At 67.9% G+C, this 15,058-nt stretch carries 16 protein-coding genes; 5 read left to right on the forward strand and 11 right to left on the reverse strand.

Features of this window, described 5'->3' with window-relative positions:
* Window positions 1-59: 59 nt before the first annotated feature.
* Window positions 60-2,285 carry a selenide, water dikinase SelD gene (gene selD, locus KQ910_RS13495; RefSeq protein ID WP_216960926.1) on the reverse strand — a complete coding sequence of 742 codons (2,226 nt, stop codon included), beginning with the start codon at window positions 2,283-2,285 and terminating at the stop codon, window positions 60-62.
* Window positions 2,286-2,484: 199 nt separating this feature from the next.
* Here selD and KQ910_RS13500 point away from each other — a divergent pair, with 199 nt between their 5' ends.
* The gene (locus KQ910_RS13500; protein WP_216960928.1) at window positions 2,485-4,059 is read left to right on the forward strand and encodes a hypothetical protein; all 1,575 of its coding nucleotides are present in this window, start codon (window positions 2,485-2,487) and stop codon (window positions 4,057-4,059) included.
* Between the two features lie 5 nt (window positions 4,060-4,064).
* On the opposite strand, the gene KQ910_RS13505 is transcribed toward KQ910_RS13500, so the two are convergent.
* The gene (locus KQ910_RS13505) at window positions 4,065-4,463 is read right to left on the reverse strand and encodes a hypothetical protein (protein WP_216960929.1); all 399 of its coding nucleotides are present in this window, start codon (window positions 4,461-4,463) and stop codon (window positions 4,065-4,067) included.
* Between the two features lie 43 nt (window positions 4,464-4,506).
* Window positions 4,507-5,232: a hypothetical protein gene (locus KQ910_RS13510; RefSeq protein WP_216960931.1), complete on the reverse strand. Its 726-nt coding sequence runs from the start codon at window positions 5,230-5,232 to the stop codon at window positions 4,507-4,509.
* 46 nt (window positions 5,233-5,278) lie between these two features.
* On the opposite strand from KQ910_RS13510, the gene KQ910_RS13515 reads away from it, so the two are divergent.
* A complete protein-coding gene (locus KQ910_RS13515; RefSeq protein ID WP_216960933.1) occupies window positions 5,279-6,562 on the forward strand; it encodes an MFS transporter in 1,284 nt (427 codons plus the stop codon).
* Here the strand turns inward: KQ910_RS13515 and KQ910_RS13520 are convergent.
* On the reverse strand, window positions 6,552-7,757 hold the full coding sequence (locus tag KQ910_RS13520) for a cation:proton antiporter (RefSeq protein ID WP_216960936.1): 1,206 nt from the start codon (window positions 7,755-7,757) through the stop codon (window positions 6,552-6,554). The two genes, KQ910_RS13515 and KQ910_RS13520, sit on opposite strands and share 11 nt — an antisense overlap.
* A 249-nt stretch (window positions 7,758-8,006) precedes the next feature.
* Here KQ910_RS13520 and KQ910_RS13525 point away from each other — a divergent pair, with 249 nt between their 5' ends.
* Window positions 8,007-8,498, forward strand: coding sequence for an HNH endonuclease (locus KQ910_RS13525; protein ID WP_304628131.1), 492 nt, complete (start codon window positions 8,007-8,009; stop codon window positions 8,496-8,498).
* A gap of 202 nt (window positions 8,499-8,700) precedes the next feature.
* On the opposite strand, the gene KQ910_RS13530 is transcribed toward KQ910_RS13525, so the two are convergent.
* The 3 genes from KQ910_RS13530 to KQ910_RS13540 are packed head-to-tail and all read right to left on the reverse strand — an operon-like array spanning window position 8,701 to window position 10,355.
* The gene (locus KQ910_RS13530; RefSeq protein ID WP_216960939.1) at window positions 8,701-9,264 is read right to left on the reverse strand and encodes a demethoxyubiquinone hydroxylase family protein; all 564 of its coding nucleotides are present in this window, start codon (window positions 9,262-9,264) and stop codon (window positions 8,701-8,703) included.
* On the reverse strand, window positions 9,261-9,764 hold the full coding sequence (locus KQ910_RS13535; protein ID WP_216960944.1) for a disulfide bond formation protein B: 504 nt from the start codon (window positions 9,762-9,764) through the stop codon (window positions 9,261-9,263). Before KQ910_RS13535 ends, KQ910_RS13530 begins: the two co-directional genes overlap by 4 nt.
* 9 nt (window positions 9,765-9,773) lie before the next feature.
* Window positions 9,774-10,355 (reverse strand): YqaA family protein, encoded by a 582-nt coding sequence (locus KQ910_RS13540; RefSeq protein ID WP_068192899.1) that lies wholly within the window; start codon window positions 10,353-10,355, stop codon window positions 9,774-9,776.
* 103 nt (window positions 10,356-10,458) lie between these two features.
* Between KQ910_RS13540 and KQ910_RS13545 the strand changes: the two genes are divergently transcribed.
* Together KQ910_RS13545 and KQ910_RS13550 are read left to right on the forward strand one after the other, a co-directional pair.
* On the forward strand, window positions 10,459-11,679 hold the full coding sequence (locus KQ910_RS13545) for an NADH:flavin oxidoreductase/NADH oxidase family protein (RefSeq protein ID WP_216960947.1): 1,221 nt from the start codon (window positions 10,459-10,461) through the stop codon (window positions 11,677-11,679).
* Between the two features lie 147 nt (window positions 11,680-11,826).
* Complete coding sequence (locus tag KQ910_RS13550; RefSeq protein ID WP_216960949.1) at window positions 11,827-12,528, forward strand: VIT1/CCC1 transporter family protein; 702 nt, start codon at window positions 11,827-11,829, stop codon at window positions 12,526-12,528.
* Between the two features lie 23 nt (window positions 12,529-12,551).
* On the opposite strand, the gene KQ910_RS13555 is transcribed toward KQ910_RS13550, so the two are convergent.
* The 4 genes from KQ910_RS13555 to KQ910_RS13570 all read right to left on the reverse strand — a co-directional run bounded on the left by KQ910_RS13555 (window position 12,552) and on the right by KQ910_RS13570 (window position 15,057).
* Complete coding sequence (locus KQ910_RS13555; protein WP_216960952.1) at window positions 12,552-12,842, reverse strand: hypothetical protein; 291 nt, start codon at window positions 12,840-12,842, stop codon at window positions 12,552-12,554.
* 191 nt (window positions 12,843-13,033) lie between these two features.
* Window positions 13,034-13,294: a hypothetical protein gene (locus KQ910_RS13560; RefSeq protein ID WP_216960955.1), complete on the reverse strand. Its 261-nt coding sequence runs from the start codon at window positions 13,292-13,294 to the stop codon at window positions 13,034-13,036.
* Window positions 13,295-13,307: 13 nt separating this feature from the next.
* On the reverse strand, window positions 13,308-14,309 hold the full coding sequence (locus KQ910_RS13565) for an NAD(P)H-dependent flavin oxidoreductase (protein ID WP_216960958.1): 1,002 nt from the start codon (window positions 14,307-14,309) through the stop codon (window positions 13,308-13,310).
* A gap of 82 nt (window positions 14,310-14,391) precedes the next feature.
* Window positions 14,392-15,057, reverse strand: coding sequence for a glutathione S-transferase family protein (locus KQ910_RS13570; RefSeq protein WP_216960961.1), 666 nt, complete (start codon window positions 15,055-15,057; stop codon window positions 14,392-14,394).
* Window position 15,058: the final 1 nt, after the last annotated feature.

Consider the following 15,058-nt stretch of genomic DNA (forward strand, 5'->3'; position numbering starts at 1 on the left):
CGGTTCTCCCTGTGCAAAAATGCGAGACGGCGGACGCCGGACCTCGCATAACATTGCATCTAGCGCGCGATTCGCATGCTTGTCTCGTTTTCTTCGCGCGCCCGCACCGTCCCGACATGAGTCATGTCGTCGCTGATCGGCGCGTCGGAAGGCAATGCCGCGAGCAGGCCGCCGGCGGTCTGCGGATCGAACAGCAGCGACACCTTGGGGTGCGATGCGGCGCGATCCATGCCGTCGATGAGATGACGCGCGCGCAAATTCTCCGGCTGCAGCGAACTCGCGAAGCCTTGCGCAAACAGTTCGGTCGCCCCCGGTAGCGCCGGCAGCGCATCGAGATCTATGTCGACCGCGACATTGCCGCTCGCGCGAATCATCTCGGCGAGATGGCCCGCAAGTCCGAAGCCTGTCACGTCGGTGCAGGCATGTGCACCCGCATCGAGCAACGCTTGTGCAGCGGGGCCCGACGGCGTGCGCATCGACGCGAGCGCCGCTTCGATCCAGGCGGCCCTGGCCATGCCGCGCATCGCGGCGGCAAAGATCACACCCGTCCCGAGTTTCTTCGTGATCACCAACCGGTCGCCGGGACGCAGTCCGCCCTTGCGTAACGCGTGCGACGCAACGACGAGGCCATTCACGGAAAACCCCAGCGCCGCCTCCGGTCCTTCGCCGGAATGGCCGCCGATCAGCGCGCAACCCGCATCGTCGAGTACCCGCCGCGCGCCGGCCAGCATCTGGAAAAGGTCTTCCTCCATCAGCCGTTCCGCCGCCGCCGGCACCACGGCAAGCGCCAGGGCGCTGTGCGGCTTCGCGCCCATCGCCCAGACGTCGCCCAGCGCATGCACGGCCGCGATCTCGCCGAACACGAAGGGATCGTCGATGAAGGTGCGGAAGAAATCGACCGACTGCACCAGCGCCTGTCCCGCAGGCACCTCGATCATCGCCGCATCGTCGGGCGCGTCGAGGCCGATGGCTGCGCTGGAGCCGGGCGAGGGGCCGAGGCGCGCCAGCACGCGGTCGAGCACGCCCGCGCCCACCTTGGCGCCGCAGCCGCCGCAGCGCATGCCGATATCGGCCAACAGGCGTTTTGCTTCCGCGTCGGCCAGCGCCGGATCGGGCGGCGCGGTGCGCGCGCCTGCGTCCATCGGGGCCGCCGGCGGCTCGCGATACATGCGCATCCACTTGCGGTCGATATGGTCCTTCCAGCGCCAGACCCATTCGCCCTCGATCGCAAAGCCACCGCGTGTCGCCACGGCGTTTCCGTCGCCGGTGCCGAGGATCGACAGGTAGCGGCGTTGCGGAGTGAAGGGCCGGGGCGGCTGGCCCAGCAGCGCGAGCCGCAGGTTCGCGGCGAGCGGCGGGCCGTGGCGCACGGCGAAGACGCCGGCCTTGGGCCGCGGATGCGCGGTCACGCTGGCGCAGTCGCCGGCCGCGAACACGGTCGGGTCGCCACTCGACGCAAGTGTCGGCTCGACCGCGAAGAAGCCGCGCTCGTCGAGCGGAAGACCTGTTTCGGCGAACCAGGTCGCGGCGCTGGCCTGCGTCACCACGAAGGCGTCGTCGGCTGGCAGCCGCTCGCCGCTCTCGAGATGGACGGCGTCAGCGTCGATGCGCGTGGTGGCAGTATTCTCGATCAGCCGCACGCCGCGCCGCCGGAAGATCGCGCGCATGCGCTGCCGCGCCGCGACCGCCTGGCCCGACAGGATCTCGCCCTTGGTGGCCAGCGTCACCGACACCTGGGCGCCGCGCGCGACCTGGCGCAGGCGATGGTCGATGGCCAGCGCCAGCTCGACGCCGCCCGCGCCACCGCCGATCACGACGATGTCGAGCGCGCCCTGCCAGTCCTTGACCCGTTCGAGGAAGCCCAGCCACCGCCGGCCCAGTTCGGCGATCGGCTTGACCGGCGTCGCATACTCGGTCGCGCCGTCGATCGCCTGCATGCTGGGCGACGAGCCGACATCGAGCGAGACCAGATCGTAGGAAACCGGCGGTCGATCCTTCAACAGCACCTGCCGGTTGAGCCGGTCGAGCCCGACCGCCTCGGCATGGATCAGCCGCGCGCCGCTCCACGCGCAGAGCCGCGCCAGGTCGATATGGCATTCGTCGAACGTGTAAGTACCGGCCACGAAGCCGGGGATCATGCCGGAATAGGGCGTCTCGATGTCCCGCCCGATCAGCGTCAGCCGCACGCCGGGCATCGGCTTCATGCCGAAGCTTCTGACCACATGGACATGCGAGTGCCCGCCGCCCACGAGCACCAGGTCTTTCAGGAGGGGCGCCGATTGCATCGTGTTCTCTATATCCCATTCTCATATTCCTCTCCCCCGCAGGGGGAGAGTCAGGTGAGGGGGCACGGCACGGCCCATCACCTGTAACCTCCTCACCCTACCTCTCTCCCTGGCGGGGGAGAGGAGAATGAAAGTCGAAGAGGATGACCGGTGCCTGCGATCTATTAGTAGCGTGTCCATAAATTATAATGTATATCAATTGATTAGGGGCGTTTGTTCCCCTTCTTTCGGAGCGCGTCTCATCGCCGTCACGTCCGGCCTCTCGGTATCCCCTGATCTCTCCGAGGCCGGCGCCTCGACTGCCGCTCAGCCGCGTTCGGCCTGGTCCCTGTCCTGGCCGCTGGTGCTGGGTCTGCTGCTCTTCATCTGCCTCGCCAACGGAAGCGGCCTGCCGCTGCTGGCCGACCCCGACAGTCACTGGCATATCGCCGTCGGCAACTGGATGCTGGCGCACGGCACGGTGCCGACGGTCGATCCGTTCTCCTTCACCTTCGCAGGCCAGCCCTGGATCGCCAAGGAGTGGCTGTCGCAACTGCTGATGGCGGTGGCCTTCAAGCTCGGCGGCTGGGGTGGCGTCACCGTGCTGGCGGCGACCGCTCTCGCCGCGTCCTTCGCGCTGATGCTGCGGCTGCTGCTGCGCGACCTGCGCCCGCTGCCGGCCGCCCTGTTCGCGCTGGCCGCCATCGCGATGACCTTGCCGCACTTCCTGGCGCGGCCGCATGTCCTTGCCTTCCCGTTCATGCTGATCTGGATGGCGGGCCTTGTGCGTGCCGTCGAGGAGCGCCGCGCGCCTGAACCATTGCTGCTGATCGCCATGCTGCTGTGGGCCAACCTTCACGGTGGCTTCACGCTCGGCCTGCTGCTGGGCGGCGCGTTCGCGGTCGAGGCCCTCCTGGGCGCGCGCGACCTGACCGAACGCAAGGCGCTGTCCGTCGGCTGGGCGAAGTTCGGCGCAGCCGCCTTCCTCGTCGCCTGCATCACGCCCTACGGGCCCGAGCCGATCCTCGTCACCCTCCGCATCTTCGGCATCGGCGACGCGCTGGCCTTCATCTCGGAATGGAAGTCGCCCGATTTCCAGAAGCAGCCGCTGGCCGAGCTGGTGCTGCTGATCGCGCTCTACGCCGCCCTGTCGCGCGGCTTGAAACTGCCGCTGCTGCGCCTGCTGGTCGTGCTGGGCCTGCTTCATCTCTATCTCAGCTACGCGCGCAACGCCGAGCTGCTGGCCATGCTCGCGCCGCTGGCGATCGCCCCGCTGCTCGCGCGGCAATGGCCGGCGCTGCGGCCCGATCCGTCCCCCGGCCTTGGCGCGTCGCTGTCGGACCAGGCCGCCGCGCTGGCGCTGCCGGCCGGCCGCGCCGCCGTCCTGGTGGGTATCGCCTGCTGCGCAGCGATCGCGCTCGGCCTGGTGCGCTATGGCGGCATCGTGCCGCCGCTCTCGACCATGCCGTCGACCGCGATGGCCTATGTGAAGCAGGCGGGCATCGGCGGCCGTGTCCTCAATCACTATAATTTCGGCGGCTATCTCATCCATGCCGGCGTGCCGACCTTCGTCGACGGCCGCGGCGAGCTCTACGGCCGTGACTTCATCCGCCGCTACGCCGACACGATCGGCCTGCGCGGTGGCGAATCGCTCGAGCAGCTTCTCGAGCGCAATCGCATCGACTGGACGTTCATGCCGCCCGACCAGCCGGCCAACCGCCTGCTGGCGCGCCTGCCGGGCTGGCGCCAGGCCTATGCCGACGAGGCGGCGGTGATCTTCGTGCGTGAGCGCTGAACGCTTCAGCGCCAGTCGATCGGATTGAAGTCGAGATAGACCAGGAAGGCATAGACGAAGAGCGTCGGTAGGCTCCCAACTGCCAGCAATGTCAGGCCGCCGCCACTTATGCCGCGCCGGGCCAGCAGGACGCCGCAGGCGGTGAGGCTGACGAGCATCGCTATCAATCCCGCGCAGATCGAAAGCTCGATGACCATCACCCCGTCGTTGGCGAGCATTCCGGCGGCAAACCATACGAGCCCGACCACGCCGGCGATGTTGATCGATGCGAGCAGGGCCGCGACGACCTGCGCGGCCTTGCCCGCGTTCGGGGCGGTCAGGCCCTGCCGCCCGCCGAACGCCTGCAACAGGACGAACGTCACGATCGCGGCGGCGAAGACGAGAAGAAGGGGCGAGATCTGCAAACGGCTTGCCTCGTTCGACGCGGGTCGTGCGGCCGGCGGCCCTTTATTCCTTCAACACGATCCACGTGCAGTGGCCCAGCGCGCAGAGGCGGCCGGACTTGGTGTAGAGCGCGGTGCCGGAATAGAGCTTGCGCCCCTCGGCGCCGATGCGCCAGCCGACGACGGCGCAGCGTTCGCCGACCCTGGGGCGTTCAAGCACCTTCGCGGTCATGCGGCCGGTGAGGGCGGGACGTATGTCGTCGGGATCCTGGGCGGCCCAGGCGCCGGGACAGTCGAGCGTGCCCCACAGGAATTCCGGCCTGATCCGGCCGTCACCGTCGGCGTGGTTGGCGTGCGGCACATAGCAGGAGAGGGAAGTGCCGCTGCCTGAATGGCTGCCGAACACGCGCAAGCCGTCGCCCACGCCGCGGCTGCGGCCACAGACGAGGCACCATTGGAAGTCGCTGCCCTCGCCGCAGCCGCCGACTGCGTCCTGGTGCAACACCGCATTCCAGTCCGAGGGTGGCTTCGGCGGATCGAGATGGTCGACCTTCCCGGCACGCGCTTCGCAGATCAGCGTGTCGCCGTCGCGCATCGTGATCGCCGCGTCCTCGCGTAAGAGATTCATCCGGGTCTCAATCGGGATCGGCGCGCGCAACGTGATCTCCACCGCGCCGTCGCCGCCGAAGGCCTTGTTGTAGCGCTCGGCCAGCAGGCCGGAGACATAGCCGCCATTGCCCGACAGGCGCGGGCCGTTGAAGCCGGCCTTGATGATGAGAGTGTCGTCCACCTTGGCCCTCGCAACATGAAAATCGGGCGCCGAAGCTGGCGTGCGCATGCGGAGAATGCAAGCCTGCCGGGCCAGCAATCGGCTTGCATCGCCGCTCGGGCTCGTCGAGGTTGGGGCGATGGGATCGGCTTTGCCGTGGGCGCTCGTGGCGCTGTGTTTTGCGCTCGGCGTCGCCAGTCGCTCGGTCAGCGACACGTTCGTCGTCTTCGTGCCCGCGCTCCAGCACGACTTCGACGCCAATCGCGGCCCGGTCACGCTGATCTACAGTTTCGCCTTGCTGGTCGGCGGCACCGCGGCGCCCATCACCGGCTGGATCCTCGACCGCTTCGGCCTGCGCGCGCTGACCGTGATCGGCGTGATCGCGGCGGCCGGCAGCACCGCCCTCGCCTCGCAGGCAAGCCAGCTCTGGCATCTCTACCTGTCGCTGGGCGTGATGATGGGGTTCGGCGCGGCCTCGCTGTCGGGCATCCTGTCGTCGTCGCTGATCGGCCGCTGGTTTCCGGCCGATCGGCTGGGCGTGCCGCTCGCCGTGTCGTGGTCGGCCTCGGGCGTCGGGGCGATGGCGACCTTTCCGGCGGCTCAGTACCTGATCGACACCGATGGCTGGCGTCACGCCTATCTCGTCTTCACCGCCTTGACCGCGTTGTTCATCCCGCTGCTGCTGGTGCTGCCGTGGAAGAAGATCGAGCGCGGGGCGCCGGGCCTCGCGAAGCTGCGCGAGAGCGCGGCGCCGGGCGTCACGGTGGGCGAGGCGCTGCGCGATTGGCCCTTCTGGGCGCTCACCTCGTCCTTTGCGCTGACGTCGATCGGCATTTTCTCGCTGGTGCCGCAGAGCGTGGTCTATCTGCTGGAGCGCGGCATGGACGGTCCCTACGCCGCGCGCGCGATGGCGGTTGCGGGCTTCCTGACGCCGCTCGGCATGATCGGGTTTTCCTGGCTGGCCGATCGCGGCGGGCGCCGGCTGGCGGCAATCCTGGCCTATGCCTGCTCGATCGCGGGCGTGGGCGCCTTGGCGATGGTGCGCGGGCCGGGCGACGATTTCTGGCTGTGGACCTTCGTGCTGCTGTTCGGCGGCAGCATGGGCTCGCGCGGGCCGATGATCTCGACGCTCGCCACCTTGCGCTATCGCGGCGCGCATTTCGGCCGCATCTACGGGCTGATCGCCATCGGGATGGGGCTGGGCGGTTTCCTCGGTGCCTGGATCGGCGGGGTGCTGCACGATCTCACCGGCGGCTATGCCGCCGTCATGGTGCTCTCGGTGGTGGCGCTCGCCACCGCCGCGGCGACGCTGGGTTCGGAGGCTGGCGCGCGGGAGCGGCTCAGCCGCTAGGCGGGTTGGGCGTTGCGATCTGCTTCGTGGCCCGGTCCGTCAGGACCAGGCCGATCAGCGAGCTTACGATCACCAGAACCACGGTGGCGTTCAGCATCGGCTCGTCTATCAGGCGCTGGCCGGCGGCATTCCGGGTGGCGTAGGCCACGAGGGCCACGGCCAGTGTGGCGGCGACTTGTGGCACCGATAGAGAGAACATCAGACGCCGGTCGGGCGCGGCGTAGCCCAGCAGGCGCCCCGCGATTTCGGCCGCCAGCCACTTGCCGCCGAACAATGCGCCGAGCACGCCCACTACCAGTAGCGGTTGCTCGCGCAGGGTGGTGAAGAAGACCCTGAAGTCGACGAGGAACCCAGCCGCGATGAAGAAGACCGGGATGAACAGGGTCTGGCTCATGATCTCGAGCGAATCGTCGCTCGGCGTGTCGTCGAAGGCTCGCTTCAGCGCAACGCCCGCCAGGAAGGCGCCGATAATGCCCTCCATGCCGATCCATTCCGCGACCTGCGCGGCGATCGCCATGACCAGCAGCATGATCAGCGCCCGTGCCGATTTGGTCGTGCCCATCGTCGCGAGCATTTTCCTGGCCAGCCAACTCAGTCCCAGCAGCACGGCGGGCACGTAGAGCGCGAGCCACAGGATCTCGATCAGCACGCTTTTCGGGTCGAAGCCGCTGAGATGGATCGGCAGGCAGATCGCGAGCACGAAGATGGACAGCAGGTCGGTGAATACGGTGGCGCCGACCGTGGCCACGACCGATTCGCGGCCCATGAGGCCTGCCTGCTTGAGGAGCGGCAAGCCGAGCAGCGTGTGCGAAGCCAGGACCGCGCCGATCACGGCACAGGCATTGGGGGAATAGCCGAGCGCCGCGGCCATCGCGATCGCCAGGATGAAAGGACAGGCAAAGGTCAATGCTCCGAATGTGGCGGCCTTGCGCCGCGCACGGTTGAACTGCGCGAGATCGACTTCGAAGCCTGCGAAGAACATCAACAGCAGCTTGCCGATCTCGGAGAAAAAATGAATGACCTGCCCATCCGGCTTCAGGATGCCGAGGACCTGCGGCCCCAGGACGATGCCGGCGAGAATGTAGCCGACCGGTCCCGGCAGACGGAGGCGCTCCAGCAGGCGGGGCAACACGAGGGTGAGCATCAGCGTGAAGGCGAATGCGGTGAGCAGCGGCAGCTTCGTCAGGAACTCCAACCTCGTCTCCCCCGAGTCAGGTGCTGCCGACTATGACACGTCCCGTGCGACTAGATGACATGTGGGTGACAGTTCTTCCCGCATATTGTGTTTCGCCCGGAGTCCGGCCACTATGGCCGCCATGTTGGACCGGATAGACTTTCCGAGTAGTCCCACTCCGAGGCGGCGGACTTAGCCGTGACACCGGGCCTTGAGTCCTGCCATGCGCTGGTTCTCAACGCCGATTTTCGGCCTTTGTCGTATTTTCCCTTGTCCGTCTGGTCCTGGCAGGACGCCGTAAAGGCCGTGTTCCTCGACCGGGTGTGCGTGGTCTCGCAGTACGAGCGCATCATCCACAGCCCGACCTTCGAGATGCGGCTGCCCAGCGTGATCGCGCTGAAGGAATACGTGCCGGCGGCCCGCCGGCCGGCCTTCACGCGGTTCAACGTCTTCCTGCGCGACCGCTTCACCTGCCAGTATTGCAACGGCGACTTCGCCACCAACGAACTCACCTTCGACCATGTCGTGCCGAAGTCCCGCGGCGGCCGCACGAGCTGGCAGAACGTCGTCACCGCGTGCAGCCCGTGCAACCTGCTGAAGGGAAACAGGCTGCTCAGGGAAAGCGGTCTCGTCTTGCACTGTGCGCCGGTCGAGCCTTCGACCCAGCTCCTGCAGGAACACGGCCGCGCCTTCCCGCCGGGCTACCTCCACGAGAGCTGGCGTGACTTCTTGTATTGGGATTCGGAGCTGGATCAGGGCTAAGGCGTTCGCACGTGAACGACCTTAGCCCTGATCCAGCACCGGCGGGCGGCAGCGCCTTCTGAGGCGCGAGAGCCCGCACGGTTCAGAAAAGATGATGGTGTTGAAGCCTTCCCCGTCCTTCCGTCGTTTTGCGCGAGGATCGCAGATCTCTCCGCTACGCCTAGCTAAGCGAGGCTCCGGTCGAGATGACGGGGTGCATTAGCTAAATTCGAGTCGATAGCCAGATCGCCAGCCGCGAGCCGGTCTTGATCACGGCGGACAGCGCCTCGTAGCCCGGCGCCTGTTCGGCGCCCGCGGCGAGCGCTGTGTCGCGGTGCTCGATCTCCTCGTCGCGGAACTTCTCGACCGTGGCGCGCAGGTCCTTCTCGTCGTCGCCGAGCCTGGCCGCCTGTTCAGCGTAATGCTCCTCGATCGTCTCCTCGACGGCAACGGTGCAGGCCATGGCGGCCTTGTCGCCCATCAGCGCCGTCGCGGCGCCCAGCGCGAAGCCTGCGACGCTCCACAGCGGCGACAGCACGGTCGGCCGCACCCGGCGCTCGACCAGCAGCCTGTCGAACACCTTGTTGTGCTGGCGTTCCTGGGCGGCCATGTGCTGGATACGGCGGCCGGTCTCGCTGTTGCTCCGTCCGGTCCAGCGCAGCGCGGCGAGCTGGCCTTCGTAGATGCGCACGGCGCCGAACTCGCCCGCCTGGTCGACGCGGATGGTGCGCTCGACCACCTGGCGGGGATCGGGATCGCCGGGATTGCGGTTGTCACCGGTCTTCATGTTCTGGCCACCCGCGAGAGGGACGAAGCGAGGCCGCCGGCGAGGATTGCCGACAGGATCGCGTTCCACCCGGCCATCGAGATGCCGAACAGCGACCACACGATCGCGTCGCACCGGACCATCTTGGCGCCGAACAGGTACTTCTTCAGCTCCTCGGGCGAGAGACCCGTCGGCACCGTACCGGTGCAGGATTGCGGGCCTTGCCACCAGCGATACTCGACGCCGGCATGGAAGATGCCGATCGCCGAGCTGATGGCGATGGCAGCGATGGCGATCACCACGAAGATGGTGGCGAGGCGCGGCCGGCTGGACGAGGCGAAGGCGGCGAGACCCGCGGCCATCGCCGCGAAGTGTGGCCAGCGCTGCCAGTGGCACATCTCGCAGGGCGCGAGGCCCATCACGTACTGGAAGAAGAACGCGCCGCCGATCATCACGCCGCTGCCGAGCAGCGCGATCAGGCCGAGCTGGCTGGGAAGGGGAAGGCGCTGGGCTGCGGCCATTGCAAGACCCTAGAAGAGGAACCGGACGACGACGAATCCGCCGATCAGGGCGAACAGGAAGAGCCAGGTAAGCAGGGTCAGGCGCTTCTCGATGAAGGCCCGGATCGGCTCACCGAACTTCCACAGCAAGGCTGCCACGAGGAAGAACCGCAGGCCACGCGTCAAGATGGACGCCCACACGAACGTGAACAGGTCGAAATGCGCGGCGCCTGAAGCAATGGTCACGAGCTTGTACGGGATCGGCGTCAGGCCCTTGATCAGGATGAACCAGGTGCCGTACTCGGCGAAGCCGGCGCGGAACGCCGCGAGGCCCGCCTGCAGCCCGTAGGTCTTCACCACCCAGGCACCCAGCGTCTCGAAGAAATAGTAGCCGATGGCATAACCGAACAGCCCGCCCGCCACCGAGCAGATCGTGCAGACCAGCGCGATCTTGAAGGCCTTCTCCCGGTTGGCCAGCACCATCGGCACCAGCATCACATCCGGCGGGATGGGGAAGAACGAGCTCTCCATGAAGGAGACCACGCCCATCGCGGGGATGGCGTTTTTGTGTTGGGCGAGGCGGATCACCCAGTCATACAGGCGGCGGATCATGCGGCGCGATTTCTAGCGCGTCCCCCCCAGCGAAGCGAGGGACCTTTCTGCTGCCGAAACGGCGTGCTCGCGGGGGCGGCTCCGGTTTGGCACACTCGCCCGCATGTCAGCCCTGAGTCAGCTCCATCTCGCCCAGCCGCTCACCCTGCCCAACGGCGTCGTGCTGAAGAACCGCATCGGCAAGGCGCCGCTTACCGAGGGGCTGGCCGATGGGATGAACCGTGCCACCGAACGGCATGTGAGGCTCTACGGACGCTGGGCCGCGGGGGGCGCCGGGCTCGTCGTCACGGGCAACGTGCAGGTCGACCGGCGCTACCTCGAACGGCCGGGCAATGTGGTGATCGACGGCAATGACGGGCTTGAGGCGCTTCGGGCCTATGCGCGCGCCGGCACGGTCAACGGCACGCAGCTCTGGATGCAGATCAACCATCCAGGCCGCCAGACGCCGCGCCGCGTCTGCGACCAGCCGGTGGCGCCCTCGGCGGTTCCGCTGGCGCTGCCCGAGAGCGCCTTCGCACACCCGCGCGCGATGACGGCGGAGGAAGTGGCCGACCTGCCGCGCCGCTTCGCCCATGCCGCCCGGGTGGCGCACGAGACGGGCTTTACCGGCGTGCAGGTCCATGCCGCGCACGGCTACCTGCTCAGCCAGTTCCTGACACCGCTGGCCAACCGGCGCGACGATCGCTGGGGTGGCGATATCGCCGCCCGCGCGTCCCTGCTCCTCGAGGTCGTACGCGCCGTGCGGGCGGCCACGGCACCCGGCTTCTGCATTTCGGTGAAGCTCAATTCGTCGGATTTCCAGCAAGGCGGTTTTTCGAACGAGGAATGCCTTCAGGTCGTGACGTGGCTGGGCGAGGCCTCGGTCGACCTGATCGAGATTTCCGGCGGCAACTACGAGAAGCCCGCGATGATGGGCAGCGGCGCCAAGGAAAGTACGGTCCGGCGCGAGGCCTACTTCCTCGACTATGCGCGGTCGGTCCGGAAGGTCGCGACCGTGCCCATCATGCTGACCGGCGGGTTCCGCACGCTGGCCGCGATGGAAGCGGCGCTGGAGGAGGGCGCGTGCGACGTGATCGGGCTTGGCCGGCCGATGTGCGTCGACACCGATCTGCCCAATCGCCTGCTGCGCGGCGAGACGGATCGCGCCGAAGCCTATGAGGAGCGCATCGTGCCCGCGAAGGCGGGCCTCGGCTGGTTCTGCCTGCAACTCATTGCCCACGGCGACGGACGCGAACCCGATCGGGCGCTGGACGGCGAGGCGGCAATTCGCGGCTATCTCGCCAACGAGGAAAGCACCGCGGCGACGCTCGAAGGGCGTTCGTGAACCTCCAACGCTCTTGCCGGTACGGCATTGGTCCGCAGAAGAGACGCCATCCTGCCGGACCTGCTCCTCACGGGCATTTTTGAGCGGCCGTTTCGGCGGCCAGGGTTATGCTGACGAAGCACCTGTAAGCGATCGGCGGAACCGGACATGACCAGATTGCGAGTGCATCGGGAGAACCATCTCGTCCAACGGATCGGTTGGCTTCGCGCCGCCGTGCTGGGGGCCAACGACGGCATCGTCTCGACGGCAAGTCTCATCGTGGGTGTGGCTGCGGCCGCCACGGCGCCGGGCGACGTGCTGATCGCGGGTATCGCCGGACTGGTGGCCGGCGCCATGTCGATGGCGGCGGGCGAGTATGTTTCCGTGAGCTCCCAGGCTGACACCGAGCATGCCGACCTGGCACGCGAGGGCGCTGAACTCGCCGCAAATCCGGACTTCGAGCGGGACGAGCTGGCGGAGATCTATGTCGGCCGCGGAGTCGAACCCGCGCTCGCGCGGCAGGTGGCCGAGCAGCTGATGACCAGGGGCGCCCTGGAGGCGCATGCCCGCGACGAACTCGGGATATCCGGCGCGACCGCGGCCCGTCCCCTCCAGGCCGCGCTGACCTCGGCCGCGACCTTCTCGGTGGGCGCGGCGATGCCCTTGCTCATGGTGGTCGTGGCGCCGGCCGGCTGGCTGGTGGGCGCGGTCAGTGCGGCCTCGCTGCTCTTCCTCGCCCTGCTGGGCGCGATCGGCGCGCGTGCGGGCGGCGCCGATGTCTGGCGCGCCACGGTCCGCGTCACCTTCTGGGGCGCGCTCGCCATGGCACTGACCGCCGGCATCGGCCGCGTGTTCGGCACGGTCGTCTGAGCGGGCCCGCGACGGCCAACCCGCTACATCGACGCGTCGCGCAGCAACCCGACCAGCCTGCGATACTCGCCGATCGTCGGCAGGCCGGGATCGTGGGGGCGTCGATTCAGGGGGAGGTCGGTCGCCAGCAGCATCTCGAGCTGGCGCATGGCGTGCTCGCAGTCCGTTTGGCCGGCGCCGAGGCGCACCAGCACCTCGGCCAGCCATTCGCACTCCTTGGGATCGAGTTCGCGCCCACGGCTCTCCACCTCGTCGAGGAACAGCTCGACATAGCGGAACAGGGCGGCCTGTCGGGCCTTGGGATCGGGGGCCATGGCTAGCGACGAAGGGGAAAGGACCTGGAAGCGACTGTCATGCTGCGCCGTCACGAAGGTGAGCGGGAGCGCGGTACACTCGGGTCGGATGTCGCCGTCTCTCGGTCGCCGGCGCTCGTGCATCTGGCCGGCGATGGCCCGCAATAGGCCGGTCGCCAGGGGATCGGCAAGCAGAATTTGGCGCCGTTGGACTACGGCTTGGCGGCGCCGGCGCGCGGGACGGGCCGGGCCGGTGCGGGACGCTTCTCCAGCCGTTCGATGCGCTGCTCGAATCCCGCCTGCATCTTCTCCAGCCGTTGCTGGAGCTGCTGGTTCTGGACCTTGAGCTGCTCGATCCGGGCCGACAGGGCCGCCGTCGATCGCTGCAGCTCGTTCAGCCGCCCTTCGACGCCGCTCTGGGCGGCGGCGGCGCCGGGCAGGACGAGCAGCGCCAGAAGGGCGAGGCGGTGCATGGAAGCGAAGCAGCTACTCGGCGGCCTGCTTCAGGCTCGTCGGCACCGTCTCGCCGGCGAACAGGGCGGCGCGGGCCGCCTCGTACTCGGCCTTGAGACGGGCAACGATTTCGCCGGCCGGCGGCGCGTCGTGGATCTGGCCCACGCCCTGTCCGGCGCCCCAGATATCGCGCCACGCCTTGACCTTCATGTTGCCGCCCGAGCCGAAGTTCATCTTGCTCTTGTCGGCTTCCGGCAGCGCGTCGGGGTCGAGGCCGGCGGCCGCGATGGAGCGCTTCATGTAGTTGCCGTGCACGCCGGTGAAGAGGTTCGTGTAGACGATCTCCTCGCCGTTCGAATCGATGATGCACTGCTTGTTGGCGTCGGTCGCGTTGCCTTCCTTGCTCGCGGTGAAGCGCGTGCCGAGATAGGCGAGGTCGGCGCCCATTGCCTGGGCCGCCAGCACCGAGGCGCCGTTGGAGATCGAGCCCGACAGCAGGATCGTGCCGTCGTAGAACTGGCGCACTTCCGGCACCAGGGCGAAGGGCGAGAGCCGGCCGGCATGGCCGCCCGCACCGGCGCACACCAGGATCAGGCCGTCGACGCCGGCCTTCAGCGCGCGCTTGGCGTGCGTCACGTTGGTCACGTCGTGGAACACCAGGCAGCCGTAGCGGTGCGCCGAGACGACCACGTCGTCGGGCGCGCGCAGCGAGGTGATCTGGATCGGCACCTTGTACTTCTCGCACATGTCGATGTCGTGCTGCAGGCGGTCGTTGGAGCTGTGCACGATCTGGTTCACCGCGAAGGGCGCGACCTTCTTCTCCGGGTGCTTGGCCTTGTAGTCGGCCAGCTCGCCGGTGATGCGCTTCAGCCACTCCTCGAGCATCTCCTTCGGGCGCGCGTTCAGCGCCGGGAAGGAGCCGACGACTCCCGCCTTGCACTGTTCGATGACGAGGTCCGGGTTGGACACGATGAACAGCGGCGCGCCGACCACCGGGATCGAGAGGTTGTCGCGCAGCAGGGCGGGAAGGGCCATCGTTTCGCTCCTTGGATTCGTACGTCTTCGTGTCGGGTTACGGGCCTAGCACGGCGCCGGCCCCGGTCCCAAGCGGTTGTCGCTATTTCGCGTAGTCGTAGGCGCCGCCCTTTTCCAGGGCCCGCTTGTAGGCGGGGCGGGAATGGATGCGGTCGAGGAATCCCTTGAGCCGGGGCATTCCCCGGATCGCCGGCGCGCGCGCGCTCGCGGCCTCCAGCGGAAAGCTCATCTGGATGTCGGCGGCCGTGAAGTCGGGGCCGGCGAACCATTCGCGGCGCGACAGCTCGCCTTCGAGGAACATGAAGTGGTTGCCGATCTGCGGTGCCAGCAGGGTCTTGTCCGCACCGCCGGAGATGGCGCGGGCCACCGGCCGCATGAAGAACGGCACGCGCGACGGGATGCGGTCGAACACCAGCTTCATGAACAGGAGCGGCATCAGCGAGCCCTCCGCGTAGTGCATGAAATAGGTGTACTGCAGCCGCTCCGGCGTGCCGGCGGCCGGGGTGAGTTTGCCCTCGCCATAGGTTTCCGACAGGTACTCGAGGATCGCGCCGGATTCGGCCAGCACCTTGTCTCCGTCGGTGATGACCGGTGACTTGCCCAGCGGATGGACGTTGCGCAACTCCTGCGGCGCCTGCATCGACGGCTGGCGCTGGTAGCGCTTCACCTCGTAGGCCAGGCCGAGCTCCTCGAGCATCCAGAGGATGCGCTGTGAGCGGGAATTGTTCAGGTGATGGACGGTGATCATC

This window comes from Reyranella humidisoli (genome assembly GCF_019039055.1).
GTDB classification, from domain to species: domain Bacteria; phylum Pseudomonadota; class Alphaproteobacteria; order Reyranellales; family Reyranellaceae; genus Reyranella; species Reyranella humidisoli.

Coding starts and splice junctions, on each gene's coding strand:
- selD (WP_216960926.1), bottom strand. CDS start 2,285: ATGCAATCGGCGCCCCTCCTGAAAGACCTGGTGCTCGTGGGCGGCGGG.
- KQ910_RS13515 (WP_216960933.1), top strand. CDS start 5,279: ATGCGGAGAATGCAAGCCTGCCGGGCCAGCAATCGGCTTGCATCGCCG.
- KQ910_RS13530 (WP_216960939.1), bottom strand. CDS start 9,264: ATGAAGACCGGTGACAACCGCAATCCCGGCGATCCCGATCCCCGCCAG.
- KQ910_RS13535 (WP_216960944.1), bottom strand. CDS start 9,764: ATGGCCGCAGCCCAGCGCCTTCCCCTTCCCAGCCAGCTCGGCCTGATC.
- KQ910_RS13540 (WP_068192899.1), bottom strand. CDS start 10,355: ATGATCCGCCGCCTGTATGACTGGGTGATCCGCCTCGCCCAACACAAA.
- KQ910_RS13545 (WP_216960947.1), top strand. CDS start 10,459: ATGTCAGCCCTGAGTCAGCTCCATCTCGCCCAGCCGCTCACCCTGCCC.
- KQ910_RS13550 (WP_216960949.1), top strand. CDS start 11,827: ATGACCAGATTGCGAGTGCATCGGGAGAACCATCTCGTCCAACGGATC.
- KQ910_RS13555 (WP_216960952.1), bottom strand. CDS start 12,842: ATGGCCCCCGATCCCAAGGCCCGACAGGCCGCCCTGTTCCGCTATGTC.
- KQ910_RS13560 (WP_216960955.1), bottom strand. CDS start 13,294: ATGCACCGCCTCGCCCTTCTGGCGCTGCTCGTCCTGCCCGGCGCCGCC.
- KQ910_RS13565 (WP_216960958.1), bottom strand. CDS start 14,309: ATGGCCCTTCCCGCCCTGCTGCGCGACAACCTCTCGATCCCGGTGGTC.
- KQ910_RS13570 (WP_216960961.1), bottom strand. CDS start 15,057: ATGATCACCGTCCATCACCTGAACAATTCCCGCTCACAGCGCATCCTC.